The organism is Kitasatospora sp. NPDC032121, assembly GCF_055580145.1.
This window is the reverse complement of sequence record NZ_JBVILX010000003.1, coordinates 1-25,380: the sequence shown is the minus strand read 5'-3', so window position 1 is coordinate 25,380 and position 25,380 is coordinate 1. Positions and strand designations below refer to the sequence as shown.

20 protein-coding genes are annotated in these 25,380 nt (G+C 74.6%); 10 read left to right on the top strand and 10 right to left on the bottom strand.

The genetic code is table 11. The features are described 5' to 3' along the window. Positions 1-35: 35 nt before the first annotated feature. The 3 genes from ACZ5OX_RS11185 to ACZ5OX_RS11175 form a co-directional block, all read right to left on the bottom strand. Complete coding sequence (locus ACZ5OX_RS11185) at positions 36-848, bottom strand: nucleotide exchange factor GrpE (RefSeq protein ID WP_465629647.1); 813 nt, start codon at positions 846-848, stop codon at positions 36-38. After that, positions 845-1,270: a hypothetical protein gene (locus tag ACZ5OX_RS11180; protein ID WP_465629646.1), complete on the bottom strand. Its 426-nt coding sequence runs from the start codon at positions 1,268-1,270 to the stop codon at positions 845-847. Before ACZ5OX_RS11180 ends, ACZ5OX_RS11185 begins: the two co-directional genes overlap by 4 nt. Positions 1,271-1,458: 188 nt before the next feature. Further along, positions 1,459-5,556: a tetratricopeptide repeat protein gene (locus ACZ5OX_RS11175; protein ID WP_465629645.1), complete on the bottom strand. Its 4,098-nt coding sequence runs from the start codon at positions 5,554-5,556 to the stop codon at positions 1,459-1,461. Between the two features lie 252 nt (positions 5,557-5,808). Here ACZ5OX_RS11175 and ACZ5OX_RS11170 point away from each other — a divergent pair, with 252 nt between their 5' ends. Next, positions 5,809-7,671 carry a protein kinase domain-containing protein gene (locus ACZ5OX_RS11170; protein ID WP_465629644.1) on the top strand — a complete coding sequence of 621 codons (1,863 nt, stop codon included), beginning with the start codon at positions 5,809-5,811 and terminating at the stop codon, positions 7,669-7,671. Between the two features lie 57 nt (positions 7,672-7,728). Here the strand turns inward: ACZ5OX_RS11170 and ACZ5OX_RS11165 are convergent, their stop codons facing one another. Continuing rightward, positions 7,729-8,268 (bottom strand): hypothetical protein, encoded by a 540-nt coding sequence (locus ACZ5OX_RS11165; protein WP_465629643.1) that lies wholly within the window; start codon positions 8,266-8,268, stop codon positions 7,729-7,731. 214 nt (positions 8,269-8,482) lie between these two features. After that, positions 8,483-10,729, bottom strand: a complete 2,247-nt coding sequence (locus ACZ5OX_RS11160) for a heavy metal translocating P-type ATPase (RefSeq protein WP_465629642.1) — start codon at positions 10,727-10,729, stop codon at positions 8,483-8,485. Between the two features lie 351 nt (positions 10,730-11,080). Here ACZ5OX_RS11160 and ACZ5OX_RS11155 point away from each other — a divergent pair, with 351 nt between their 5' ends. The 3 genes from ACZ5OX_RS11155 (at position 11,081) to ACZ5OX_RS11145 (ending at position 13,692) form a co-directional block, all read left to right on the top strand. Beyond that, a complete protein-coding gene (locus ACZ5OX_RS11155) occupies positions 11,081-12,016 on the top strand; it encodes a hypothetical protein (RefSeq protein WP_465629641.1) in 936 nt (311 codons plus the stop codon). 350 nt (positions 12,017-12,366) lie between these two features. Continuing rightward, on the top strand, positions 12,367-12,807 hold the full coding sequence (locus ACZ5OX_RS11150; protein ID WP_465629640.1) for a nitroreductase family deazaflavin-dependent oxidoreductase: 441 nt from the start codon (positions 12,367-12,369) through the stop codon (positions 12,805-12,807). A 330-nt stretch (positions 12,808-13,137) separates the two neighbouring features. Beyond that, on the top strand, positions 13,138-13,692 hold the full coding sequence (locus tag ACZ5OX_RS11145) for a DUF1990 family protein (RefSeq protein ID WP_465629639.1): 555 nt from the start codon (positions 13,138-13,140) through the stop codon (positions 13,690-13,692). A gap of 39 nt (positions 13,693-13,731) precedes the next feature. Here ACZ5OX_RS11145 and ACZ5OX_RS11140 read toward each other — a convergent pair whose 3' ends face one another. Both ACZ5OX_RS11140 and ACZ5OX_RS11135 read right to left on the bottom strand, forming a co-directional pair. Continuing rightward, positions 13,732-14,193: a YjbQ family protein gene (locus ACZ5OX_RS11140; RefSeq protein WP_465629638.1), complete on the bottom strand. Its 462-nt coding sequence runs from the start codon at positions 14,191-14,193 to the stop codon at positions 13,732-13,734. Between the two features lie 243 nt (positions 14,194-14,436). Beyond that, positions 14,437-14,703 carry a hypothetical protein gene (locus ACZ5OX_RS11135; protein WP_449793275.1) on the bottom strand — a complete coding sequence of 89 codons (267 nt, stop codon included), beginning with the start codon at positions 14,701-14,703 and terminating at the stop codon, positions 14,437-14,439. A gap of 792 nt (positions 14,704-15,495) precedes the next feature. Between ACZ5OX_RS11135 and ACZ5OX_RS11130 the strand changes: the two genes are divergently transcribed. Continuing rightward, complete coding sequence (locus tag ACZ5OX_RS11130) at positions 15,496-17,697, top strand: bifunctional glycosyltransferase/CDP-glycerol:glycerophosphate glycerophosphotransferase (protein WP_465629637.1); 2,202 nt, start codon at positions 15,496-15,498, stop codon at positions 17,695-17,697. Positions 17,698-17,813: 116 nt separating this feature from the next. Here the strand turns inward: ACZ5OX_RS11130 and ACZ5OX_RS11125 are convergent, their stop codons facing one another. Next, on the bottom strand, positions 17,814-18,026 hold the full coding sequence (locus ACZ5OX_RS11125; RefSeq protein WP_392871794.1) for an EF-hand domain-containing protein: 213 nt from the start codon (positions 18,024-18,026) through the stop codon (positions 17,814-17,816). Positions 18,027-18,202: 176 nt separating this feature from the next. Between ACZ5OX_RS11125 and ACZ5OX_RS11120 the strand changes: the two genes are divergently transcribed. Then, on the top strand, positions 18,203-18,871 hold the full coding sequence (locus tag ACZ5OX_RS11120; RefSeq protein WP_392871797.1) for a lysophospholipid acyltransferase family protein: 669 nt from the start codon (positions 18,203-18,205) through the stop codon (positions 18,869-18,871). Between the two features lie 102 nt (positions 18,872-18,973). On the opposite strand, the gene ACZ5OX_RS11115 is transcribed toward ACZ5OX_RS11120, so the two are convergent. Both ACZ5OX_RS11115 and ACZ5OX_RS11110 read right to left on the bottom strand, forming a co-directional pair. Next, a complete protein-coding gene (locus ACZ5OX_RS11115; protein ID WP_465629636.1) occupies positions 18,974-20,839 on the bottom strand; it encodes an ABC transporter ATP-binding protein in 1,866 nt (621 codons plus the stop codon). Positions 20,840-21,086: 247 nt separating this feature from the next. Beyond that, positions 21,087-21,860, bottom strand: coding sequence for an SDR family NAD(P)-dependent oxidoreductase (locus ACZ5OX_RS11110; protein ID WP_449793279.1), 774 nt, complete (start codon positions 21,858-21,860; stop codon positions 21,087-21,089). Positions 21,861-22,015: 155 nt separating this feature from the next. Between ACZ5OX_RS11110 and ACZ5OX_RS11105 the strand changes: the two genes are divergently transcribed. From ACZ5OX_RS11105 to ACZ5OX_RS11090, 4 genes are all read left to right on the top strand, one after another. After that, the gene (locus tag ACZ5OX_RS11105) at positions 22,016-22,219 is read left to right on the top strand and encodes a hypothetical protein (protein ID WP_359821891.1); all 204 of its coding nucleotides are present in this window, start codon (positions 22,016-22,018) and stop codon (positions 22,217-22,219) included. A 66-nt stretch (positions 22,220-22,285) separates the two neighbouring features. Then, positions 22,286-23,077 carry a hypothetical protein gene (locus tag ACZ5OX_RS11100; protein ID WP_465629635.1) on the top strand — a complete coding sequence of 264 codons (792 nt, stop codon included), beginning with the start codon at positions 22,286-22,288 and terminating at the stop codon, positions 23,075-23,077. Beyond that, positions 23,074-24,039: a DUF6895 family protein gene (locus tag ACZ5OX_RS11095; RefSeq protein ID WP_465629634.1), complete on the top strand. Its 966-nt coding sequence runs from the start codon at positions 23,074-23,076 to the stop codon at positions 24,037-24,039. Before ACZ5OX_RS11100 ends, ACZ5OX_RS11095 begins: the two co-directional genes overlap by 4 nt. Continuing rightward, positions 24,036-25,172: a serine hydrolase domain-containing protein gene (locus tag ACZ5OX_RS11090; RefSeq protein WP_465629633.1), complete on the top strand. Its 1,137-nt coding sequence runs from the start codon at positions 24,036-24,038 to the stop codon at positions 25,170-25,172. Before ACZ5OX_RS11095 ends, ACZ5OX_RS11090 begins: the two co-directional genes overlap by 4 nt. Positions 25,173-25,380 lie beyond the last annotated feature (208 nt).

Here is a 25,380-nt window from a genome sequence, read left to right as displayed (position 1 = left end):
CGTTCCCCTCTTGCCCCTCGTGGTCCTGGTCCTGGCTAGTTCTTGCGCTTGGCCTGTTGGGCCTGTTGGGCCTGTTGGGCCTGTTGGGCCACGGCCTTGGCCCGGCGGCGGGCCCGGGGCGGGGCTGCCTTGGGCTGGACGCGGATGACCGGCGCGGTGGCGGCGGTCGCGGTCGCCTCAGGTGTCTCCGGTGCCTCGGGGGTCTCCAACACCTCGGGCTCGACGGCTTCGGTGGCCTCGAGCGCCTCCAAGGCCTTGGGCTCGACGGCTTCGGTGGCCTCGGACGGCTCCAGCGCCTCGGGCTCGACGGCTTCAGTGGCCTCGGACGGCTCCGGGTCCGGCTCCGGCGCGGCGACCACCACCTGGGCCCGGCGCAGCACCTCGTCCTCCCAGAAGAACCCGGTCACCACCGTCCGCACCACCGTCTCCGGCGCCACCCCGGGCCGGGCCTCGGTGCCCACGATCTCGGTCAGGTCCGGGTCGGCCGTCATGCCCTCCAGCCGCATCGGCCGCACCTTGGCCTTGGCCAGCTGTCCGAGCAGCCGCCTCCGGGTGGCCTCCAGGCCGGCGCCGCGCCCGAGCGCCACCAGTTCGCGGTCCAGGCCGAGGGCGGCGAGCGCGTCGTCCACCTCGACCAGGATGCCCAGGAGTTCGCGTTGCTCGGCCCGGGCCGCCTGCTTCTGCTCCGCCAGCTTGCTCCCCAGCAGCGAGGCCCGGAAGAGCAGCCGGCCGAACGCCGCCTCCAGGTCGACCTCCTCGACGCCGGGCGGGATCTCCAACGGCCGCTGGCCGCCGAGCAGTTCGGCGGTCGACGCGCCGGCGGTCAGGTCAGTGGGTGCGTCGGTCATTCGGGTACCTCGATCTGCGGCAGCACGGACAGGTCCGCCGCGTAGCGGGCGGGAACGGGCGGTTCGGGGTCGGCGCCGCCGGGGGCGGGCTCGGTGAAGTCGGCGGCCAGCTCGGCCCGGTGGAGGACGGGCAGGGTGGCGACGGGCGGCAGCGGCTCGCGCTCGATCACCAGCAGCGGTTCGGCGAGCGCGGGGGCGAGGAGCTCGGCGGCCTGGTCCACCGGTTCCGGCGGGAGCGGCTGTTGGAGGTCCGCCTCCAGGCGCCGGTCCGGGTTGCGCAGCAGCGCGGCGGCCTCCTGGATCTGTTGGCGGCTGTAGCGGCCGGCCCGCATCGCCGGTCCGACGGCGAGGTTGATCTCGCGCACGCCGGCCGTGAGCGGGATGCCCAGGACCTCGTACGGCGACGGTTCGTGCAGTGGCATGGCGGGCGGTCCCTCTCCTCACAGTGGCCGGGGTGGGTGGCTGGGATGCCGGTCCGGTCGGCGGTACGGTCGGCGGTACGGGTGGCGGTACGGTCGGCGGTCCGGGTGTCGGTACGGTCGGCGGTGCGGGTGGCGGTACGGCTGCGGCGTACGGTCTGGGACGCATCCCAACTGCCGTACGGTTGCCGTCAGTAGAGCGAGTTGATCCGCATCTGCATGGCTCGCAGCTCAAGGTCGTCCGGATTGTGCTCGACGGCCTTGCGAGCCAGGTCGCGGGCCTCGCGCAGCTGCCGGGCGTTGGCCCGCTGGACGGCGAACGAGCCGTAGACGATGCCGAGTTCGCGGTGCAGCTTGTCGGTGTCCTCCGGGGTGCGGGACAGGCCGAGGGCCTCCTCCAGCAGCCGGATGGCCTCGAGGTAGCGGCGGGCCTCGTAGTGGCCGATGGCCTCGCCGCGCCAGAGGCTGACCATCAGCCGGCGGATGTCCGGCGAGTCGTCGTAGGACTTGGCCTTCTGCAGCATCGCGGCCTGGGCGGTGAACGGCTGGTCCTGCATGGCGTCCACCACGTGGTTGGCGAGCATCACCGAGACCCGGCGCGGGGCCTCGTGCTCGACCCCGCCCTCCCAGTCCGGGTCGGCACGCAGCGCCTCGGCCATCCGCTCGACGGCGCGCCGGCGGTCGTCGGCGAAGGCGGCCGAGCGGGAGAGCTGGCGCAGTACGAAGGCGAGGCCGATCCGGTGGTCCGGGTCGGGGTTGAGCTCGATCAGCGCCCGCCAGGCGTCGGCGGCCTCCTCCAGTTCCGCGTCGGTGGCGTCGGGGTGGCTGAGCTGGCCGGCCCGGTTGCCGAGGGCGGCCTCCAGGAAGTGCCGGGCGGTCGGGTCGCCGGGGACCAGGTCCAGGCTCTTCTCCAGCAGGGCGAGGGCGCGGGGGTAGTCCTGGTCCTCATTGTTGATCTTGCGCGCCCACTGGGCGTAGGTGGCGCCGAGGTCACCCCGCACCTCGGGGTCGTCGGGGGCCAACGCCAGTGCTCTCTCCAGGAGTTCGGCGGCTCCGGCCTGGTCGTCCAGGCTGTTCTTGAGCAGCGCGCGGGCGGCCCGGACGCCGGACTCGGCGGCGATCGCGGCGGCGTCGGCGGGCAGCCGGGCGCCGGGGACGGACCGCGCGCGGGTGAGGCTGTCCAGCGCCTCGCGCCAGTCCTGGTTGCGGTGGTGCTCGCGGGCCTGGCTGACCAGGGACTCGCCGAGCAGCGCCTGCCAGTCCTCGCCGCGCCGCTGTTCGGGCACCGCGTCCAGGGCGGCGACGGCGGCGGCCTGCCTGCCCTGGAGCTGCAGATAGCGCTGTGCGCCGAGCTCCCCGAACAGGCCGAGGGCGCGGGTGGGCGCGGGCGCGTCGGGGCCGGCGGGCCGCTGCCAGGGCCGGACGGCCTGCTCGAACGCCTCGGCCCAGCCTGCGAGTTCAGGATCAGCGCGGAGCAGCCGGTCCAGGGCGGGGCCGAGCGCGAGGCGGCGGTCCGGGCGGCCGGGCAGGGCGATCCGGACGTCCTCCTGGGCGAGGGCGTCCGCACAGTACGCCTCCATGCCGAGGCGCAGCGTCCAGGCGGTGACCTCGTCGCCGCCGCGCCCGGCGGCCCGGTCCAGGGCGCGCAGGTCCTCACGGAGGCGGTCGAGCAGTCCGGTGCGGGCGGCGGCGAGCCGCTGGGGTTCGGCGGTGCGGCCGGTGGTCCGGGCGGACTCAGCCCACAGCTCGGGCTGGTGGAGGGCGGCGACCAGGCAGCCGAGCGTCCAGGCCCAGAGCTCCTCGTCCGGCTCCTGGTCGGGGGTGCCGGCGGCGAGCCGGTAGCCGGCCAGCCCGAGCGCGTGCAGCAGCCGGGGGTGGGCCGGGTCCTCGCGCAGCAGCTCCCGGTAGGCCTCCCAGGCCTCCCGGTGGCGGCCGTCGAGGGCGGCCTGGTGCGCCTCGTGCTCGGCGAGCAGGACGAGCGCGCCCGCCGCCTGCGGGTGTTCGGGGGCGAGCCGGAGCGCCTGGCGCAGGTCGACGGCGGCCGCGCCCGGCCGGTCGGCCGCGAGGGCGGCGCCGGCCCGGCGGACCAGGACGGCCGCGCGGGCCGTCGTGGCGTCCTCGGGCAGGTCGGCCAGGGCTTCGTCCGGTCGGCCGAGTTCGGCGCGCAGCAGGGCGAGGTCGAGCCGGACGGGTGCGGCGGCCGTGCCGTCGCCGAGCGCCTCGGCCCAGCGGGCGAGCACGGGTTCGGCCTGTTCGGGAGTGCCGGCCCGGCGGGCGCAGTCGAGGACGGCGCGCAGGACGGGGGCGGTGCAGCGCACGCAGCGGGGCGAGGCGGCATCGCGCGGGGTGTGCTGGTGGTCGGTGCAGGCCTCGCGGCCGCAGCCGCCGCAGGTGTCGGCGGCGGGGCGGTCGCAGAGCGCGCAGTCGCCGGTCGGCGCCCGGCCGGCCGCTGTGCCCGAGGCCAGGAAGTGCCGGTACCAGTCCAGTGCGGCGGCCCAGTTGCCGGCCCGTTCTGCGAGCAGGGCGCGCAGCCGGGCGATCGCCGGGTCGCCGGCCGGGTCGGGCGGGCCGAGCAGGGCGATCGTCCGGGCCGGGCGGCCCGCCAGCAGGGCGACGGCGGCCAGGTGGTAGCGGTCGCGCAGGCCGCTGCCGGCGTCGAGCAGCGCGGTGACCGGCTCCGGGGTGCCCTCGGCCAGGGCGAGCGCGGCGCGCAGCCGGGCCTGGCGGTGGGTGAGGGCGCCGGGCAGGGAGTCGGCGAGGGCGAGCGCGGCTGCGGCGCGGCGGCGCGGTTCGGCCCGGTCGCGGCCGGTGACCAGCAGGTGGGCGGCCTCGCGCAGGGCGGCTTCGCGCAGCGCGGCCCGGTAGCCGGGGGCGGCGGGGTGCTCGACGACGGCCTGCTGCCAGAGTTCGCGGGCGGCCGTCGGGTCGGTGGCGAGCCGGGTGCGGGCGAGCCGGTCGCGGGCCAGGGCGCGGCGGGGGTGCAGGTCCTCGTCGTCGAGTTGCTCCCAACGGGCGAGGGCGCCGGCCTGGTCGTCGGTGCGGGCGAGGGCGAGGCCGTGGTGGAAGGCGGCGATGGCGCTCCAGCGGCTGCCCGGTTCGGTGTCGGCCTCGGCGCGCAGGATCGGCTCGGCCGGTCCGGCCTGACCTGCGGCGAGCAGGGCGGCGCCGAGCCGGACCCGGGCCGGGCGCCAGTCGGGGGCCGTGCCGAGGCCGGCCCGGTAGTCGGCGGCGGCCTCGGCGGGGCGGTCGGCCCGCTCGTGCACCAGGGCGAGGCCGAACCGGGCGGGGGCGAAGTCCGGTCGGAGGGTCAGGGCGGCGGTGAACTCCTCCCGGGCCTGCTCGTCGGCGCCGAGCAGCAGGGCGAGCCGGCCGAGGGCGTAGCGGGGGCGGGGGTCGGTCGGACTCTCCACGGCGGCGGCCGCGAGGTCGCCCCAGGCCCGCTGGGTGTTGCCGGCCCGCTGCCTGGCGAGGCCGCGGAAGAGCAGTGCGTCGGTGCGCAGGGCCTGGCCGCGCCCCCAGGGGGAGGGCTCGCCGGGGCCGAAGTGCAGCGCCTCGTCGAAGGCGGCGACGGCGGGCCCGTCCTGGTGCCGGGCGTACAGCTGTACGCCCCAGCGGAACCAGAGTTCGCCGCTGCCGCCGGGGGCCGCTTCGGCGACCAGGCCCTCGGCCTCGACGGCCCGGCCGGTGGCGGTCAGCAGGGCGGCGCGGGCGAGCACCGGCCAGTCCCGGCCCGGCAGGGCGGCGAGGGCGCGGGCGGTGGCGTCCTCGCGCTGCTCGACGGCGCCCTCCCGGCAGCGGCGCTGCAGCCAGTCCAGGGCGTGGTCGGCGGCCTCGGCCTCCTCGCCGGGCTCGGCGCCGGCGGCGGTGGCCTGAAGGAAGGCGAGCAGCGGGCCGAGGTCGCCGTCGGGGGCCCGCATCCGTTCCTCGGCGAGGCTGCGCAGGCTCCACCGGGGCAGCTGGCGGGCCGGGTCGGCGAGCAGCGGGTAGGCCTCGCGGTGCAGGGCGAGGGTGGCCTGCTGGTCGCCGGTGGGGATGGTGGCCTCGGCCTGGCCGAGCAGGGCGAGGCCGCGCTGCGGGCGCAACTCCTCGGGTGCGTCGGCGAGTCGGCGGGCCAGCCGGGCGTAGCGGCGGCGGGCCTGGGCGGCCCGGCCGGCGGCGAGCCGTTCGGCGGCCGCGGCGAGGGCCTTCGCCACCGCCGCGGCGTCCGTGGCCCGTCGGCGCCGGGCCAGGACGACGGCGGCCGCACCGACCAGTGCCACCACGACCAGCAGCACCGCTAACAGCGCCATGCACCGTCCCCCTGGTTCGAGTACCGCCCACCCGGATGATCAACTTCCCTGGAGTGGCCGTGATTTGACGTCGTGTCGCGATGTTGCCCGAGTGCCATCAGAATAGGCCCTCGATCGGACGGACGAACAGGAAAGGAGCACTATCCTGGGCATCACATCACCAGGGGGACGAGAGCACAGCAGCAGCTCAACAGCAGCGCGCCAACAGCGCGTCCACAGCGGTCGGTAGCGGCCAGTAGCGTCGGGGGTCGGGTGTCGCAGTCGCGTTGGGTGCCCGGGCTCCGCTTCGGGCCGGAGTTCGACCCGGAGCAGTACGAGCTCCTGGAGTTCCACCACCGGGGCGGCGAGGCCGAGGTGTGGCGGGCGGTTCGCACCGGCCACAACGGGCGCAAGGAACTGGTCGCCGCGAAGATCATGCTGGAGCGCGACCCGACCGAGGTGCGGCGCTGGCTCGGCCGTTGGGACGACGTCTCGCACAACGCGCACCGGCTGGGCGTCACCGACCTGGTGGTGCCCAGCTTCCTGCTCGGCCCCTCCCCGCACCGGCCCGGCAGCCCGCCCGGCGCCGCGCTGCTCGGCTACCAGATCTCGCCCTGGGTCGAGGGCGTGCCGCTGCACACCTGGGCGCGCGGCCGGCACGGCGGCCCGTCGGCGGTCGCCGAGGTGCTGGCCCGGCTCTGCCGGATCGTCGACGAGCTGCACCGCAAGCGCTGGGTGCACCGCGACATCTCCCCCGCCAACGTCCTGGTGGACGGCCAGGGGCAGGTCAAGCTGATCGACCTGACCTTCCTCGCCCCGCTGGACCACGCCCTGACCGTCGCGGTGTTCACCCCCGGGCACGTCCCGCCGGAGGCCGAGCAGGTCGGCGGCTTCCCGACCACCGCCAAGGACCTGTTCGCGGTCGGCACCCTCGCCCGAACCCTGCTGTTGCCCGACCACGGCCGCCTCGACCACCGGCTGGCCGCCGAGCAGGCCCGCGCCGAGCTCCTCGCGGCCGGCTACGGCGAGGAGTTGGCGCGCTGGGCCTGCGAACCGCTGGCCCGCGACCCGGACCGCCGCCCCTCCCCGCTCGGCCCGTGGGCCGCCCGGGGCCGTGAACTGCTGCGCGCCCACCGGCCGGTGGCCCGCACCGCGGGCCTGGCCGTGCTGCCCGACCCGGACGGGCGGCCACTGGTGGTCACCGGCGGCGCCGACGGCACCGCGCTGGCCGGCCCCGGCGCCCTCGGCCGACGGCTCCCGGCGGGGCAGGGGCCGTCCGCCGTACGGGAGCTGGCGGCCGGCTGGGCCGGGCAGCCGGGCGAGCTGGTGGTCTGCGCGGAGGACCGCGGCGGCACCCTGTGGGTCGGTACGGCGGCGGGCTGGTGGGAGGCGGCGCGCGGGGTCAACGGCCTGGCGGGCGGGGTCGGTTCGGGCGGGTGGGGTGGTCCGGGCGGCTCGGGCGGCTCGTTCGGCTCCGGCGGCTCGTTCGGGTCGGGCGGCTCGGCCGGAGAGATGACGGTCTGGACGGCGGCCGGCGGCGCGCTGCGCTCCTACCGCTGGGCACCCGGCCGCACCCTCACCGGCCAGGAACACCCCGGCTGCCCGGCCGACCGGGTGCTCGCCGCCGCCGAGGAGCGGCCCGGCGCCTGGCTGCTGCTGGTCGAGCACCGCGAGCGGGTGCTGAGCTGGCGGCCCGGCACCGCGCAGCCGCCCGTCCCGGTGGGCCCGGCCGGCCCGCTGCGCGCCGGAGCGCTGGCCCGCACCTCCGCCGGACCGCAGGCCGCCACGCTGCGGCCGGACGGCTCGGTCCAGCTGCACACCCTCGGCAGGGCCGGGGCGGGAACGGAGATCGGCGACGGTGAGCCCTCGCTCGGGATCGCCATGGTGGGCCACCGCGGCGGCCCGACCGTCGCGCTGGCCGGCGCGGGCGGCGTACGGCTGCGGCTGCCGGCCGGCGGCGCCTCGCGCCGACCGCGCTGGTGGCGGCCCACGCTGCGCCCGGCGACCGGGGTCGCGCTGGCCATGGGCGAGGACTGGCGGCTGTGCCTGGCGGCGGTGGTGGAGGGCGAGTTGCAGGTGTGGCAGGAGGACGCGGCGTACCGCTGGCAGGCGGTGGAGCTGCCGGAAGAGCGTTAGCCCTCCGCGGGTCGGTGCTGTGCCGGTCGGTCCTCTCCCTGGTCGGCGCCTTCCGGGTCAGTCCTTCTCCGGGCAGCCGTGGAGCAGTTCGGCGAAGGCCGCGCCGGCGGCGTCGTGCGGGAGGATCCGCTGTGCCCGGACGCCGTCCGGCGTGCTGATCACGTAGTGCTCGGCGAGGTACGAGAAGTCGTCCCAGGGCTCCCAGCCGTGGGCGCGGAGCAAGGTCCGGCCGCAGCGGGCGCAGCCGATCCACGGCACCAGCACCAGGTCGGCCAGCTCCGGCTCGGTCCAGCCCGTCAGTACCTCGGCCTCGTCGCGCTCGCCGTCCAGCAGCCGCACCGGGGCGGGCGCGCCGTCGCCCGGGCAGCGCAGGAGGCCCGGGGTGAGCCGCTCGCGCACTCCCCACTCCTCGGCGAGCACGGAGATCTGCGCACGGTCCGTGCCGCTGATCGGTATCTGGCGGGCCAGCAGGCCCTCGACCAGCCGACCGAGCCCGCTCTCCTGCTCCCCGATCGCCCGGCAGTCCTTGACCTCCCGGGCGATGTCGTCCGGCAGGAGATCGGCGATCCGGTTCCAGCGCGCGGTGTCTTCGTCCATGGGTCGGACTCTAGCTCCCGGCGGATCGGCGCTGGTCGGCAAGGGGCCCCTGGCGGAGGGTCCTCGTACGGGCCTCGTCGGCGGCAGGGCCGGAGCAGCGCCGAGGCCCCGGAACCCTGGCGGGGTTCCGGGGCCTCGGCCCGGTGGTGGAGAGCGGCTCGGATGTTCGGTCCCGCTGAGCACCGACGGACCGACGGACATACGGACCGACGGATCAGCGGAAGCGGCGCAGCCGCAGGCTGTTGCCGACCACGAAGACCGAGGAGAAGGCCATCGCGGCCCCCGCGATCATCGGGTTGAGCAGTCCGGCCGCGGCCAGCGGCAGGGCGGCGACGTTGTAGCCGAAGGCCCAGAACAGGTTGCTCTTGATGGTGCCCAGGGTCTTGCGGGAGAGCCGGATGGCGTCCGCCGCGGCCAGCAGGTCGCCGCGGACCAGGGTGAGGTCGCCGGCCTCGATGGCGGCGTCGGTGCCGGTGCCCATCGCCAGGCCCAGGTCGGCCTGGGCGAGCGCGGCCGCGTCGTTGACGCCGTCGCCGACCATCGCCACGACCCTGCCCTCGGCCTGCAGCCGCTTGACGGTGGCGACCTTGTCCTGCGGCATGACCTCGGCGATCACGTGCTCCGGCGCGATGCCGACCTCGGCCGCCACGGCCTCGGCGACCGCCCGGTTGTCGCCGGTGAGCAGCACCGGCGTCAGGCCGAGTGCGCGCAGCCTGCCGACGGCCTCGGCGCTGGTCGGCTTGACCGCGTCGGCGACCTCCAGCACGGCCCGGGCCTCGCCGTCCCAGCCGACCGCGATCGCGGTGCGGCCTGCCGCCTCGGCGGTGCGCTTGGCCTCGGCCAGCGCCTCGGGCAGCTGCTGCGACCACTCGCCGAGCAGGGCCTCTCGGCCGGCCACCACGGCGTGGCCGTCCACCACGCCCTGGACGCCCAGGCCCGGGACGTTCTCGAAACCCTCGACGGCGGGCAGCTCGCCGGCCTTGGCGGCGGCGTTGGCGATCGCCCGGGCGATCGGGTGCTCGGAGGCGTGCTCCAGGGCTCCGGCCAGGCGCAGCGCCTCGGCCTGGTCCACGCCCTCGGCGGTGTGCACGGCGAGCAGGGTCATCTGGCCGGTGGTGACGGTGCCGGTCTTGTCCAGGACGATGGTGTCGACCTTGCGGGTGGACTCCAGGACCTCCGGGCCCTTGATCAGGACGCCGAGCTGGGCGCCGCGGCCGGTGCCGACCAGCAGCGCGGTCGGCGTGGCCAGGCCCAGGGCGCACGGGCAGGCGATGATCAGCACGGCGACGGCGGCCGTGAAGGCGGCGGTCCAGCCCTCGCCGGTGCCCAGCCAGTAGCCGAGGGTGGCCACCGCGAGGGTGATCACGATCGGCACGAAGACCGCGGAGATCCGGTCCGCGAGGCGCTGGGCCGCCGCCTTGCCGTTCTGCGCGTCCTCGACCAGCCTGGCCATCCGGGACAGCTGGGTGTCCGCGCCGACCCGGGTGGCCTCGACCACCAGCCGGCCGCCCGCGTTGACGGTGGCGCCGGTGACGCCGTCCCCGACCCCGACCTCGACCGGGACGGACTCGCCGGTCAGCATCGAGGCGTCGACCGCCGAGGCGCCCTCGACCACCGTGCCGTCGGTGGCGATCTTCTCGCCGGGGCGGACCACGAAGCGGTCGCCCACGGCGAGGTCCGCGATCGGGATGCGCACCTCGGCTCCGCCGCGCAGCACCGTCACGTCCTTGGCGCCCAGTTCCAGCAGGGCCTTGAGTGCCGCCCCGGCGGTGCGCTTGGAGCGCGCCTCGAAGTAGCGGCCGGCCAGGATGAAGGCGGTGACGCCGGCCGCCGCCTCCAGGTAGATGTTGGACGAGCCGTCGGTGCGGGCGATGGTGAACTCGAAGCCGTGCCGCATGCCCGGCATCCCGGCGTCGCCGAAGAACAGCGCCCACAGCGACCAGAGGAACGCGGCGAGGGTGCCGAGCGAGACGAGTGTGTCCATCGTCGCGGCGCCGTGCCGGGCGTTGGTGAACGCGGCCCGGTGGAACGGCCAGGCGGCGTAGGTGACGACCGGCGCGGCGAGGGTCAGCGAGAGCCACTGCCAGTTGTCGAACTGGAGGGCCGGCACCATCGCCATCGCGATCACCGGGACCGCGAGCGCCACCGCGGTGAACAGCCGCTGGCGCAGCGGGGCCAGTTCGTCGGCGGGCTCGGCCTGCCCGGTGCCGCCCGTGCCCTCGGCAGCCGGGGGCTTGGGCAGCGCGGCGGTGTAGCCGGTGGCCTCGACGGTGGCGATCAGGTCGGCGACCTCGACTCCGCCCTCGAAGGAGACCTTCGCCTTCTCCGTGGCGTAGTTGACGCTGGCGGTGACCCCGTCCATCCGGTTGAGCTTCTTCTCGATGCGGGCCGCGCAGGAGGCGCACGTCATTCCGCCGATCGAGAGTTCCACCTCCGCGGAGGCGGGTGCCTGCGTAGTCATCGTCGCTCCTCGTGACGTCGTCGTGCGGTACGTTCGGCGGCCTGGCCGTCATACCCAGATGGGGTATCGGGGCGGTGCCGGGTTCATTTATACCCCCGAGGGGTATCTACGGCAAGGCCTCGCGATACCCCTGGCCGGTATTTTTTCGAGCCCCGCGATCCGGTTGACTTGATACCCCTATGGGGTATTCACTCAGGGGCATCGAGCCGATGGGCGAGCCCGCCGGGATCGCCGAGGCCTCGCAGGCCGTCGCCCGGCTCGTGCGGGCCTGGGCCCGCCCCACCACTCCGTACGTCCGTCCGAGCCACACGTCCCGTCCGACCCGCACGTCCTTCCGAGGGGAACCCCGCCATGAACACCGCCCTGCGCATCACCGCCTTCACGGGCGGACTCGCCGCCGCCTTCGGCCTCGCCCTCGGGGTCGGCCACGCCACCGGCAGCGGCCCCGCGCCCAAGCCCGCCGCGGCACACGCGGGGCACGGGGGGCACGGGGGGCACGAGGAGAAGGCGGACGGCGGCAGCGCCGAGCACCTGCCAGGCGGGCTGCAGATCTCCGAACGCGGCTACACGCTCAGCGTCGACAACCCCTTCGTGACCGCCGGCTCCCCCACCGACCTGCGCTTCCGCATCCTCGGCACGGACGGCAAGCCCGTCACCGCCTACCAGCCACAGCACGAGAAGGAGCTGCACCTGATCGTCGCCCCGCGTGACCTGTCCACCTTCCAGCACCTGCACCCGACACTGACCGCCGACGGCACCTGGAGCGCCCCCACCGCCGTCCCCGCCGCCGGCGAGTACCGGGTCTTCGCGGACTTCACCCCCGCCGGCCAGAGCGAGGGCCTCACCCTCGGCGCCGACCTGCACGCCGCGGGCGACCTGCACCCCGCCCCGCTGCCGGAGACCGGCCGGACCGTCACCGTCGACGGCTACACCGTCACCCTGGGCGGCGACCTCACCCCCGGGCGCAGCGGCCGGCTCACCCTGGGCGTCAGCAAGAACGGCAAGCCAGTCACCGACCTCCAGCCCTACCTCGGCGCGTACGGCCACCTCGTCGCCCTGCGCGCCGGCGACCTCGCCTACCTCCACGTCCACCCGGACACCAGTGCCCCGGGCCCGGAGATCGGCTTCACCACCACCGCCCCCAGCACCGGCGGCTACCGGCTCTTTCTGGACTTCAAGCACCAGGACACCGTCCACACGGCGGCCTTCACCCTGACCACCACCGGCGTCGCCGCCACCGCCACCGCCACCGAGCACGCCGAGGAGGCGGGCGCCCACCAGCACTGACCGCCCCGCCGCACAGGGATGTGCCGGGCGATCCCACCACGGATCGCCCGGCACTCAGGTGTTCCCACGTGTGCAGGGCCCCGGCATGCACAGCACCCTGACCGACCTCGCCCGCTGCCTCTACGGCGACGAGTACGGCCCCGCCGCCGCCCAGGAGCTCGCCGGGTCGGCGCCGCGCCGGCGGCGACGCGCCGACCGAGCCCCCGGTGAGACCGAGAGCCGGGTGCGACACCTGAACCTTGCCGTCACACTTGAGGCTGTCGACGGAGCGGGAACAGCACCTCCCCGTCGCGCAAGGCCTGCGCCGGGGCGTCCCGGCGCGATCCGTACACGGCAATGAGGTGAAGGCGATGCCCCTTGAGGGCGAGTACGAGCCCAGTCCGACGCAGTGGGTGCGCGAACAGGTCGAGCTGTACGAGAGTTCGGGCGGCACCCAGGGCACGACGCTCCGGGAGACGGGCCTGCCGGTCGTCATCGTCACGATGCGCGGCGCGCAGAGCGGCAAGATCCGCAAGATTCCGCTGATGCGCGTGGAACACGAGGGGCGGTACGCGGCGGTGGCCTCGAAGGGCGGCTTCCCGCAGAACCCGTCCTGGTACTCCAACCTCAAGGCCGACCCGCGGGTGGAGCTCCAGGACGGCCCCGACCGCCGGGCCATGACGGCGCGTGAGCTCACCGGGGACGAGAGGGCCCAGTGGTGGCAGCGCGCGGTCGCCGCGTATCCGCCGTACGCCGAGTACCAGGAGAAGACCCAGCGCGTGATCCCGGTCTTCGTGCTCGAACCCAGGTAGCGGAACGTGTCGGGCGGCCCGTGCGGGCTCGCCCGGCACCTCCGCGCATCCGGAGTCGTCCAGCGTGAGAAGTCGGCCTGGCCGACTTCTCACGCGGTCGGCTCACGCGGTCAGCGGCGCCCCGGGCAGCCGGGCCCGGCGGTGCTCCGGGCCGGGTCGGCGGCAGCGGCGGCCGCGACGGCGGTGGCCAGGCAGGCGAGCAGGCAGCGGGTGACGGGGTGGCGTACGGCGCGCAGCAGGGCGTCGTCCGGACGCCGGGGGGGATCCGTTCACCTGAACCCGTCCGCCCCGCCGCCGGCCCCCTCCCGCCCGGCGGCTACCGTGACCGGCATGCCCACCGACCCGCACCGCCGCCTGCTCGCCGCCCACGCCACCAGCCCCTCGTACCCCGAGGTGGGCGCCACCCGGAACGGGGGCGGGAGACTGCCGGACGGCTACGCCCACCTGCGGCGGCGGGTCCACCTCGGGCACGGGCGGGAGGCGCTGGAGCGGGCCGGGCGGTACGTGCTCGGCTGGGGCAGCCAGCTGGGCACCGGCTTCGCGGTGTTCCCGGCCGGCCCCGCCCGGCACGGCGAAACGGTACTGCTGCGGCTGAACCTGCCGGGGATCCGGTGGCCGCGGCTGGTGATCCCGTGCCGGGTGGTGTGGACGGTGGACGAGCCGGACCGGATCGGATTCGGGTACGGAACCCTCCCGGGGCACCCGGAGTGCGGCGAGGAGGCGTTCCTGGTGTCGATGGACGCCGCCGGTGAGGTGTGGTTCGAGGTCACCGCGTTCTCCCGGCTGTCCGCCTGGTACGCCCGGCTGGGCCGCCCGGTGGCCCTGCTCTGCCAGCACCTGGCGATCGAGCGCTACCTCGCCGCGGTGGCCGCGCACGTCCGCTGAGTCCGCCGCGCGGGCGGCGTCAGCCGCGCCGCTCGGGCGTCAGCCGAGGAAGGACAGCCGGACGGTCCGGCGCGGGTTGTCCCCGTTGGTGTCGACCAGCACCACCGACTGCCAGACGCCGAGCGCCAGTTGGCCGCCGAGCACCGGCAGGGTGGCGTGCGGGGCGACCAGCCCGGGCACCACGTGGTCCCGGCCGTGCCCCGGGCTGCCGTGCCGGTGGCGCCAGCGGTCGTCGGCCGGGAGCAGGTCGCGCAGGACGGCGAGGAAGTCGTCGTCGCTGCCGGATCCGGTCTCCAGCACCGCGATCCCCGCGGTGGCGTGCGGGACGAAGATGTTGAGCAGGCCGTCGCGCCCGACGGCCCGTTCGTCGAGGAACGCGGCGCAGCGGTCGGTGATGTCGAGCGCGACCTCGCGGGCGCCGGTGGTGATCTCGAAGGTGCTGCTCTGGAAGGTGGCCGTCGGGTACGGGCCGGGCTGGGTGGAGTGGTTGTTGTCCGCCATGGCGCCATCCTGTCCCAGGCCGGCGGGCCGGGCGTACTCCCTCGCCGTCTCGCCGTGCCGGAGGGGCGAACTCGCGTAGGGTGAAAGGTTCAGACCACAGCACCCCGGGCACCGGGGGTACCCACCCGGGCACGGCCAGGGCACGCCCCGGGCACACCGAAGACCCGGCGGACCGGATGGTCCACCGGGTCGGTTGCCGACCGGGCGGCGGGGAGGGACCCGTACCGCCGACCGGACCAGGCTCTAGCCGCGCCCGCCGAAGAGGCTCCGACGCAGCCGACGCAGCGGCGTCAGCAGCGAGATCCTGGTGTGGCGACGGCGGATCGTCGGGACCTCGGCGCCGCGCGGCGTGAGTTCCCTTATCAGCCCGAGCGCCTCGGCGGTGTCCACCGCCGGGAGTGCGGGCGCGCCGAGCACGGCCAGGTGTCGGTCGATCCGGCGGCCGGTCGTGCCGACACCGCACTGGATCGCCGGCACGCGGGGCCGAGTCCGCACTTGCATGTGTTCCATCAGTTTTCCCACCCCTACGAGGCGCCAGGGCCGTGAGGCGAAGACTATCCGTGACGGACGGCCTTCGCGCAACCGTCCTTGGTGTTGTGCCACCGTACCGTGCGGCGTCAACTGACGAAGCACCAGGGGCCGCCCGGCCGGTCACGACTAGGCATCAATGATGGTGCACGACCAGCCGCCCGTCACCAGGGACGGCCGATCCGGCTGCGGCGACGCCGCGCACGGCACCCGCCCGGCGCCGCCCCTCGGCCCGCGCCTCCACCCGCGTCTCCGTAGTAGGGGACGGCCGCCACGGACAAAGTGATCATCGAGGCGTCCGCCGAGCGGCCCGGGGCCCGCCCGGGGGGCGTCATCGGCCCCTGACCGCCCGACTTCAGGAAGTGAACACATTCGAGGGATTGACTCCCGTCAAACCTCCAAGCAGTATTCTGATGCACGCGCCAGTGCCCGCACCGCACTCAAGCGCGTGTTCGAGTGGTGAAGAACTCCGGCTCCCCGCGAGCCACTGCCCGGCCGCCTCGACGCTGCGGCGGCCAGGCTCGCGCGGTGCCCGGACCGGCGGTCGGCCGTAGAGGGTCGGCCGGACCGCCACCTGACTGCCGGTGCCGCCCCGCACGGGGCCCGGCACCGGCGGTTCCGGGTCCACCACGGACGCCCGCCCCCGGACTCCCGCCCACGGGCCCGCCACAGCCGCTGGTCCCCACCGCGCCCGCATCGGCCTCCAGGGCCCCACAGCGCCCGCACCGGCCGTCCGCGCAGGTCGCACCCGGTGGATCGGTACACTCGGCCAGCGTGTCCCTCCTCCTCAGCATCGTGCTCCCGGTCCACGGCGTGGAGCGGTACCTCCCGCGCTGCCTCGACTCGATCCTCGGCGACACCCCCGCCGCCGAGACCCGTTTCGAGGTGATCGCGGTCGACGACCTCTCCCCCGACGGCTCCGGCGCGATCCTGGACGCCTACGCGGCCCGCGACAGCCGCCTGCGGGTCCTGCACCTCACCGAGAACCAGGGCCTCGGCGGCGCCCGCACCGCCGCCCTGCCGCAGGCCCGTGGCGAGTACGTCTGGTTCGTGGACAGCGACGACTGGGTGCCCGAGGGGACCGTCGGCGCCCTCCTGGACGAGCTGACGCAGGAGAGCCGCCGGGACACCCCCGCCGACGTGCTGATCACCGACTTCACCCACGTCTACCCGGACGGCGGGACCGAGCCCAACCCCTGGCGCCACGTGCTGACCGGCTCCCCGCTGGTCGAGGGCTGCACCCTGGCCGAGCACCCGGCGCTGTTCCAGACCGTGATGTCGGTGTGGAACAAGCTGTTCCGCCGCGCGTTCCTGGACGGCCTCGGCGTCTCCTTCGGCCGCGGCTACTACGAGGACATCTCGGTCACCTACCCGGCGCTGCTGGCCGCCGAGCGGCTGCGCTACCTCGACCGCCCCTGCTACTTCTACCGGCGCGGCCGGGACGGCGCGATCACCGCCACCGCCTCCCCCAAGCACGCCGACGTGTTCGCCCAGTACGACGCGATCTTCGCATTCCTGGACCGCCCGGACCGCCCCGGCCGACCCGTCCCGGACCCGCTGCGCACCCTGGTCTTCGACCGGACCGTCCGCCAGGCGCTGAACGTCTACGACACCCCCGGGCTGGTCCCCACCGACCTGCGCAGGGACTTCTTCCAGCGGATCGCCCGGCACTTCGACCGCCACCGCCCGGCCGACTACCGCTTCCCCGGCGGGGTGCGCGGCGTGCAGTACCGGCTGGCCGCCCGCGGCGCCCGGATCGCGTACGCCGAACTGCGCCGCACCGGCCGGCTGCCGCGCGAACTCAAGCGCGGGGCGAGGGCGGTGGCGCCCGCGGTGAAGAAGGGGATGCGCAGCAGCGCCCGGTTCACCGCGTACAACGCGTTCCGCCGGCTGCCGCTGGACGAGAACCTCGCGGTCTACGCCGCGTACTGGCACCGGGGTTACGCGTGCAGCCCGGCGGCGATCTACGAGAAGGCGAAGGAACTCGCGCCGCGGATCCGGGGCGTGTGGGTGGTGGAGAACCGCGCCCAGGCCGCCACGCTGCCGCCCGGGGTGCCGTACGTGATCGTCAACACCCCCGCCTACCTCAAGGCGATGGCGACCGCCAAGTACTTCGTCAACAACGTCAACTTCCCCCGCACCATGACGAAGCGGCGGGGCACGGTGCACGTCCAGACCCAGCACGGCACCCCGCTCAAGGCGATGGGCATGGACCTGCGCGACCACCCGGCGGCGGCCGAGGGAATGGACTTCGAGGCACTCCAGGAGGCCGTCGACCGCTGGGACTTCCTGGTCTCCCCCAACCCGCACACCAGCGGGCACTTCGCCCGCGCCTTCCCCGGCCGGTACGAGATGCTGGACACCGGCTACCCGCGCAACGACCGGCTGGCGAACGCCACTTCGGACGAGGTCCGGGCGATGCGCGAGCTGCTCGGACTGCGGCCCGACACCCGGACGGTGCTGTACGCGCCGACCCACCGCGGCAGCAAGGGCGGCTACGTGCCGCTGCTGGACGTGGCGGAGCTGGCCCGGCGGCTGGGCCCGGACTTCACGCTGCTGGTGCGCACCCACTACTTCCACACCGGTGGTCCGGGCGACCTGGCGGAGGCCGGGGCGGAGTCGGCGCGGATCGTGGACGTCTCGGCGCACCCCACCGTCGAGGACCTCTACCTCGCGGCGGACGTGCTGGTGACGGACTACTCGTCGATGATGTTCGACTACGCGGTGCTGGACCGGCCGGTGGTGATCTTCGCCCCGGACTGGGAGGAGTACCAGCGGGAGCGCGGCGTCTACTTCGACCTGTTCGCGGAGCCGCCGGGCGCGGTCACGGTGGACGCGGACGGGCTGGCGCGGGCACTGCTGGCGGGCGACCCGGAGCCGGCCGCGCGGGCGCGGTTCCGGGAGAAGTTCTGCGTCTGGGACGACGGCGGGGCAGCGGAGCGGGTGGTGCGCCGGGTGTTCCCGGTGGAGAAGTAGCGGTTCACGGCGGAGGAGCAGCGGTTCGCGGCGGAGGGGCTGTAGGCCCGCGCGAGGACGGGCCTCCGGACGGGGCCGGTGCCGCCGGTACGGCGACCGGCCCCGTCGGCGCGGGCTCAGCGCCGGCGGGCGGCCAGGAACTCCTCGAAGGTCAGGACGCCGTCGTGGTTGGTGTCCATGCTGTGGATCAGCGCCTCGGCCATCGAGAGGGTGACGTCGTGGTCGCCCATCTCGTTGGCGGCCAGGGCGTACTCGGCCGCCGTGATCTTGCCGTCGCCGTCCTTGTCGAAGCGGTCGAAAAAGGCCTTGATCGCCTCGGTGGTCTCCATCGTGCCCTCCTGGGTACTGCGCGGTGTTGCTCTGTTCCGACGGCCGTACCCTACCCGGCCGTGGTGCGCGCCACGGTCGCCGGGAGTGGACGTGCGCGGGGGTGGGTGTCGTAGTCTGCGGATCTGATTGCGGGCCCGGGCTCCTCCCGGGCGGTCGTTCGTCCAGGGAGGGAATCGTGCTCGACCTCGTCACCAAGTTGGTGCTGAAACCGGTCTCGCGGGGGATCTGGCGGCCGGCCATCGAGGGAATCGAGAACGTGCCGCGCAAGGGCGGGGTGATCCTCGCCAGCAACCACCTGTCCTTCATCGACAGCGTGGTGATCCCGCTGACCGCCCCGCGCCGGGTCCACTTCCTGGCCAAGGCCGAGTACTTCACCGGCACCGGGCTCAAGGGCCGGCTCTCCAAGGGCTTCTTCGAGGCCATCGGCGCCGTGCCGGTCGAGCGCGGCACCTACCGTTCCGCCCAGGCCTCGCTGGAGTCGGCGCTGGAGATCCTGGAGGACGGCAAGGCCTTCGGCATCTACCCCGAGGGCACCCGCTCTCTGGACGGCCGCCTCTACCGGGGCAAGACGGGCGTCGCCTGGCTCGCGCTGACCGCGGGCGTGCCGGTGGTGCCGGTGGCCCTGGAGGGTCCGGAGCAGATCCTGCCGGTGGGCAAGCGGGTGCCGCGGCTGAAGAAGGTGACGGTGCGCTTCGGCGAGCCGCTGCACTTCGACGAGCTGCACGGGCAGGCCCGCTCGCTGAAGGCCCGTCGGCAGGTGACCGACGAGGTGATGGCGGCGATCCAGCGGCTCTCCGGCCAGGAGGTCGCCGGGAGCTACAACGAGGTCCCGAAGGCGGCCTGATCGGCGGCCGCTCGCCGGCGTCGGCGGTCCGTCGGCGGCCTGGCCGATCGGTCGGCGTGGCCGGTCCGTCGGCGTGGCCGGTCCGTCAGCGTGGCCGGTCCGTCACACGGGCTCCGGCGCGGCCGCTTCGGGCTGCCCGGCGGGCTCCGGCGCGTCGGCCCGGACGGCGGCCTCCGGCACCTCCCGGCGCAGCAGTGCCGCGTACCGGCCGTCCAGCGCCACCAGCTCGTCATGGGTGCCCAGTTCGACCACCTCTCCGCGGTCCAGGACGGCGATCTGGTCGGCAGCGCGGACGGTGGAGAGCCGGTGCGCGATGGTGATGGTGGTGCGGCCGGCGGCCAGGGTGTCCACAGCCTGCTGGACAGCGCGCTCGGTGCGGTTGTCGAGCGCGCTGGTGGCCTCGTCGAGGATCAGCACCGGCGGGTTGCGCAGGATCGTCCGGGCGAGTGCGAGGCGCTGCTTCTCGCCGCCGGAGAACCGGTAGCCACGCTCGCCGACCAGGGTGTCGTAGCCGTCCGGGAGGGCGGCGATGGTGTCGTGGATCTGCGCGGCCCGGGCGGCCTCGACCAGTTCGGCGTCGTCGGCGCCGGGCTTGGCGAAGCGCAGGTTCTCGGCGACCGAGGCGTGGAAGAGGTAGGTCTCCTGGGAGACCACGCCGACCGCCCGGGACAGCGTGTCGAAGGACAGTTCGCGCACGTCCACACCGTCCAGGCTGACCTGTCCGCCGGTCACGTCGTACAGCCGCGGGACGAGGTAGCTGAGGGTGGTCTTGCCCGAGCCGGTCTCGCCGACCACGGCCAGCGAACTCCCGGCCGGGACCGTCAGGTCGACGCCGGACAGGGTCGGCCGCTCCTGCGTCGGGTCGTAGCGGAAGTCGACGTCCTTGAAGCGGACCTCGCCGCGGATGTCGGTCAGGGTGATCGGGTCGGCCGGCTCGTCGATCTCCACCGGCAGGTCGAGGTACTCGAAGATGCGCTGGAAGAGCGCGAGCGAGGTCTGCACGTCCACCCCGGTGGAGAGCAGGCTGACGGTCGGGCGGAAGAGGCCCTGCTGGAGGGTGACGAAGGCGACCAGGGTGCCGACGGAGACGATCGGCGCGCCGGCGGCGGAGGTCAGCCCGGCCGCCCAGTAGATGAGCGCGGGCATCGCGGCCAGCACGATCTGGATGGTGTTCATCCGCCAGCGCCCGGCCATGCTGGCACGCACCTCCAGGTGGGCGAGCTGGTCGGACTGCCCGGTGAACTCCCGGGCGAGCGAGTCGGAGCGGCCCATCGTGCGGCCGAGCAGGATGCCGCTGACCGAGAGCGACTCCTGGACCGCCGAGCTCATCGCGGCCAGCTGCTTCTGCCGCTCGGTGGTGATCTTCTTGCGTTCCTGGCCGACCCTGCGGCTGATCCAGACGAAGAGCGGGAGCAGCAGCAACGAGACGACGGTCAGCCGCCAGTCGAGGGCGACCATGGCGAGGACGGAGGCGACCACCGCGGTCAGGTTGGAGACCAGGCTGGTCGCGGTGGAGGTCACCGTGGACTGCATGCCGCCGATGTCGTTGGCGATCCGGGACTGGACCTCGCCGGTGCGGGTGCGGGTGAAGAAGGCCAGCGACTGCCGCTGGAGGTGGCCGTAGACGGCCGTGCGCAGGTCGTGCATCACGCGCTGGCCGACGGTGGTGGAGATCAGCGTCTGGAGGACGTTGAAGACGCTGTTCACCACGGCGGTGAGGATCATCCCGAGCGCGAGCAGGCTGAGCAGTCCGGTGCGGCCCTGCGGGATCGCGGTGTCCAGGACGGCCCGCAGCAGGAACGGCGACACGACCGAGACCACGGCGGAGGCCGCGACCAACAGCCCGACCACGGCCAGACGGCCCCGGTACGGGCGGAAGAGGGCGAGGATGCGGCGCCACTGCGCGGGCGGGCGGGGCTCGCCCTCGGCGCGCTCGGGCGGGGTCCAGTCGATGGCGGTGGGCCTCAAGGACGGGCCTCCCTGGGTGGGGGGGTCGGGCGGACGGGCGGGTTGGGGGGTGTCGTCGACATAGCGAGGATAGCTCATAGTTAGACAAGCTAATAGTGAGGGCGGCTCTATTCCTCAGCCCTAGCCCCTCGGCCCTCGGCCCTCAGCGCTCGGCCCTCAGCGCTCGCTCCCGCCCCTCCGGGGGGCCTCGCTGACCCGCGCCGGCCCGCGCCGGCCCGCGCCGACCCGCGCCCGACCGCGCCGATCGTCAGTTCGTCCGGTAAGTGCGCGCCGCCTTCGAGGAGAGCCCGCCGAGCTTCCCGGAGGGCAGCACCCGGGCGATGGCCACGGCCATCTTGTACCGCTTGCTCGGCACCGACACGGACCGGCCGCGCGCCAGGTCGCGCATCGCCTCGTCCACCACCCGCTCGGCGGAGAGCCAGGACCAGGACGGGATGTTGCCCGTGCCCATACCGGCCCGCTGGTGGAACTCGGTCCGGGTGAAGCCCGGGCACAGCGCCATCATCCGCACACCCGTACCGCCGAGGTCGCGCATCACGCCCTGAGTGAAACTCACCACCCAGGCCTTGCTGGCGCCGTAGGTGCCGCGCGGCAGGAAGGCCGCCACCGAGGCGACGTTGACGATCGCTCCGCGGCCGCGCTCCCGCATGCCGGGCAGGGCGGCCGTGGTCAGCCGCAGGATCGCCTCGATGTGCACCTTCAGCATGGCCAGCTCGTCCTGGAGCGGGACCGTCCCGAAGGCGCCCTTGTTGCCGAAGCCCGCATTGTTGACCAGGAGGTCCACCGGGCGGGCCGAGTCGGCGAGCCGGGCCTCCACGGCGCCGATGCCCTCGTCGGTCGCGAGGTCGGCGGTCAGCACCTCCGTCTCGATGCCGTACCTGCCGTGCAGGTCGGCGGCTGCGCGCTCCAGGCGCTCGGTGTCCCGGGCCACCAGGACGAGCCGGTAGCCGCTGCGGGCGAGCCGGCGGGCGAAGGCGGCTCCGATGCCGGCGGTAGCGCCGGTGATCAAGGCTGTGGTCATGCCCCGACCGTACCGACTCGTCGCACCCGAGCACACACCCAGGGCGATCCCACCTGCTCAGCGACCTCCGGATGCAGGCCCCCGGAGGTGCTCGTACCGTCGAACGGGGGCATCGCCCGACCGGGCGGTGAAATCCATTTGAGGAGGCACATCTGATGCTTACTCAGTTCCGGACCGAAACGGCTTCGACGTCGCACAGCGCGACCCTGGAGGCCGAGACACTCGCGAGCCTGATGGTGGAGGACGAGGCCGTCGTGTCCGACGCGCCCACGTATCTGCCCGAGGCCGCCGGCGCGGTGCTGCTGGCCGCGCTCCTGCTCCTCTCGCCGAAGGGTCCGAAGGAGAAGCCGACCCGGTAGGACGGCTCCTCCCCCGTCGGGCCACGCGCCCGTGACCACTCCCTCCTGAAGGGGGACCCGATCACCATGCCAACCGCCGAGACCCCTCTCCGTGACGAGTTCGCCGCGGCGGTCGAGCGGGTGGCGGACCGGACCCTCGCCGCCCTCCAGGACGGCGGGGGCACGGCCGCACTCGCGGACCCCGACAGCCTGGTACCCCGCCCCCTGCTGGCCGCGGTACGGGTGCTCGGCGCGGACCTGTTCGCGCCGCAGCTGCTCACCGGCGCGGAACCCGACGGCACCGCCGCCGCCCTGCTGTCCGAGGCACGCGTGGCCTTCCCCGCACCCGCCCCCTCCTCCGCGGAGGCCGCGCTGGTGATCGGGTGGCAGGACTGGGCGGCCGGCCGGCTGCTCGCCCGCACACCGTACGGGGCGGACGTGACACCACCGCCCGCACCACTGTCCGACCCGGAGACCGTCGGCTGGCAGGCGTGGTCGAAGCGGATGGCCCAGCTGTCCTCGCTGGCACTGCCTACGCTGGACGGCCCGATCCACGACGCCGCCCGCGCCCACACCCTGGACCTCGCCCGCGGCACCGTCCGCTGCATGCTCCGGCGCGACCCCACCACCGCCGTCCGGCTCGCCCGGTGGCTCGCCTGGGCCCGGGCCGACGGCCGACCGCTCCGACTGGAACTCGAACCCGTCCTGGATCGGATCCGCTTCTCCGGCGACGGAACCGCCCGGTCGGCGCTCGAACTCGCCATCGCGCAGCGCCTGTTGAACGGACTGCGCGGTGCTGGCGACCCTGACGGCTCCGATGGCTCCGACGGAATGAACGGCCCGACTGGCTCCACTGGTTCGAACGGAGCGACGAGATGACGACCGACACCGAGGTGCTCGCCACCGCCCAACAGCTCGGCTCCCGGTCACTGGCCTGGTTGCACGACGGCTACCAGCGCGGCTACAACCGATTGGAGGAGAGCACCATCGTCGACCTGGCCGACCCTGAAGACGTCTACAAGCCTCTCTGCGAGGCCGCCTTGGCGTCCTCCCTGGTCCTGCGCGACGGCGTCACCGGCCCTCACGGCGCCAACCTCGCAAGGGAGTTGCTCGAAGCCGCGTGGTCCCAGCTGGGCGAGGGAGACCTGCTGCTCGAACGGCAGCTGCGTCACGTCACCCTCGTCGACCCGCTGGAGACGTACGGCCACTTCGCCCGGTCCGGATACCGCCACGCCGCCATGGAGGAACTGCTCACCTCGATCGGCCGGCTCCGGGCCGTGCACGCCGTCGAGATCCAGGGCAGCCGCCACCTCGCCCTCGCCAACGCCCGGCGGATCGCGGGCCTCGAACCCCAGCCGGACTGGCCCAGGCTGGCCCGGAACACCTGGCTCGGCGCCCTCGCCGAACCCTGGACCATCGCCTGGGTGATCGCCTACCAGGTCACCCACACCGTCTTCCACCTCACCGACTGGGGCGCCCGGCCCGAGTGCCTGCCCGAGCCGATGCGCGACTACCTGCGCGACTGGCTGCCGGTCTGGCTCGACATCTGGCTGGAGATCGAACAGTGGGACCTGGCCGGCGAACTGCTCATCGTGGACTCGTGCATCGGCGAGCCGGTCACCGGCCGGGCCGGCTGGGAGGCGCTGGCCGCGGCCCAGGAGGCGAACGGGATGAAGGTGCGAGGGCTCCGCACCCGACAACGACGACCCGGAGGAGGACTTCCGCCAGCACTGCCACACCGCGGTGGTCGGGGTGGTGGCCGCCACCGTCACGCTCTCCCGGGCGCTCGGCGGCACACCGGTGGGCCCTTGAACGGGTCCAGGCTTCGGGGTTCGACGTGAGCGGCCTGGACGCCGCGGTCACGGCGGTGGTTCGGGCGGCACGGCCCCACGCCACCGCCGTGACGGTCGCCCTGGCCGTCCGGGACCAGGCCGACGTGCGCTGCTTCGGACGGATCGGGAGGGGACCGGCCGCCGCCCCCTGCACGCCCGACACCGTCTTCGAACTCGGTTCCGTCAGCAAGACGTTCACCGCACTGCTGCTCGCGGAGATGGCCGCCCGCGGTGAACTCGCCCTGGACGACCCGGTCGAGGCCCGGCTGCCGCACCGCTGGCGCGCGGCGAAGGTCCGGTCGACCGAACCCATCCGGCTCCTGCACCTGGCCACCCACACCTCGGGCCTGCCCGGCCTCCCCCCGGGACTGCTCACGAAGGCCGTTCCGGCCTGGTTCAGCAACCCGTACGAGACGTACGACGACGAGCAGTTGAGGGTCAGCCTGTCCCGGACCACCGTACGGGGCACGCCCGGTAGCCGGTACGGCTACTCCAACTACGGTGTCGGACTGCTCGGACGGGTGCTCGCCGAGACGGGCGGACTGCCGTACGGGGAACTGCTCGCCGAACGGGTCTGCCGCCCCCTGGGCCTGCGGTCCACGACCTGCTCCCCGGACCTGCCGGGCCGGGCGACCGGCTACCGGCGCGGTCGGGCCCTCCCGCCCTGGCACATCCCCGGACTACCGGGAGCCGGCGCCGTCCGGGCCGACGGGGCCGACCTGCTGCGCTACCTCCGGGCCCACCTGGACGGCGGACCTGCGACGGGTCCGGACGGCGGACTGGTGAGGGGCCCTGGCGGCGGACCGGCTACGGGCCCGGACGGCGGACCCGCGACGGACCAGGGCTCCGGACCGGCCACGGGCCCGGACGGCGGGCTGCGGGCCGCACTGCGGGACGTCCAGCGGCTGCGGTTGCGACTGCCGCACTCGACCGACCGGATCGGCCTGGTGTGGATGCACCGCCGCTCGGGCGACCGGGACCTCTACTTCCACAGCGGCGGCACGCGGGGCTTCACTGCCTTCGTGGGGTTCTCACCGGACGGCCAGGCGGCCGTCGCCGCGGTGGCCAACACCGCCCCGGCGCTGGACGGCCGGTTCGTCCAGGCCGGGTACGAGGTACTGCGGGCCGCCAGCCGGGCCTGAGAGCGCCGGTGTCGGCACGGCCCGGGAGGGGACGGTTCCGCCCGGGAGGGGACGGTTCCCGGCTCAGACGGCTCTACCTTCTGAGTCGGGTTGATCGAGCCATTCGTAGGGTGGGGTCACCCAGGGGTGCTGGGTGTGGCTATCAGGCGGCTGCCGTCTCGTGGCTTGCGTCGCTTCGCCGCCCGGCACCCCACGACGACTCGGCCGC

Excerpts from the sequence above, each read along its gene's own strand:
- ACZ5OX_RS11185 (WP_465629647.1), bottom strand. The coding sequence starts at position 848 with ATGACCGACGCACCCACTGACCTGACCGCCGGCGCGTCGACCGCCGAA.
- ACZ5OX_RS11180 (WP_465629646.1), bottom strand. The coding sequence starts at position 1,270 with ATGCCACTGCACGAACCGTCGCCGTACGAGGTCCTGGGCATCCCGCTC.
- ACZ5OX_RS11175 (WP_465629645.1), bottom strand. The coding sequence starts at position 5,556 with ATGGCGCTGTTAGCGGTGCTGCTGGTCGTGGTGGCACTGGTCGGTGCG.
- ACZ5OX_RS11165 (WP_465629643.1), bottom strand. The coding sequence starts at position 8,268 with ATGGACGAAGACACCGCGCGCTGGAACCGGATCGCCGATCTCCTGCCG.
- ACZ5OX_RS11160 (WP_465629642.1), bottom strand. The coding sequence starts at position 10,729 with ATGACTACGCAGGCACCCGCCTCCGCGGAGGTGGAACTCTCGATCGGC.
- ACZ5OX_RS11155 (WP_465629641.1), top strand. The coding sequence starts at position 11,081 with ATGAACACCGCCCTGCGCATCACCGCCTTCACGGGCGGACTCGCCGCC.
- ACZ5OX_RS11150 (WP_465629640.1), top strand. The coding sequence starts at position 12,367 with ATGCCCCTTGAGGGCGAGTACGAGCCCAGTCCGACGCAGTGGGTGCGC.
- ACZ5OX_RS11145 (WP_465629639.1), top strand. The coding sequence starts at position 13,138 with ATGCCCACCGACCCGCACCGCCGCCTGCTCGCCGCCCACGCCACCAGC.
- ACZ5OX_RS11140 (WP_465629638.1), bottom strand. The coding sequence starts at position 14,193 with ATGGCGGACAACAACCACTCCACCCAGCCCGGCCCGTACCCGACGGCC.
- ACZ5OX_RS11135 (WP_449793275.1), bottom strand. The coding sequence starts at position 14,703 with ATGGAACACATGCAAGTGCGGACTCGGCCCCGCGTGCCGGCGATCCAG.
- ACZ5OX_RS11125 (WP_392871794.1), bottom strand. The coding sequence starts at position 18,026 with ATGGAGACCACCGAGGCGATCAAGGCCTTTTTCGACCGCTTCGACAAG.
- ACZ5OX_RS11110 (WP_449793279.1), bottom strand. The coding sequence starts at position 21,860 with ATGACCACAGCCTTGATCACCGGCGCTACCGCCGGCATCGGAGCCGCC.
- ACZ5OX_RS11105 (WP_359821891.1), top strand. The coding sequence starts at position 22,016 with ATGCTTACTCAGTTCCGGACCGAAACGGCTTCGACGTCGCACAGCGCG.
- ACZ5OX_RS11100 (WP_465629635.1), top strand. The coding sequence starts at position 22,286 with ATGCCAACCGCCGAGACCCCTCTCCGTGACGAGTTCGCCGCGGCGGTC.
- ACZ5OX_RS11095 (WP_465629634.1), top strand. The coding sequence starts at position 23,074 with ATGACGACCGACACCGAGGTGCTCGCCACCGCCCAACAGCTCGGCTCC.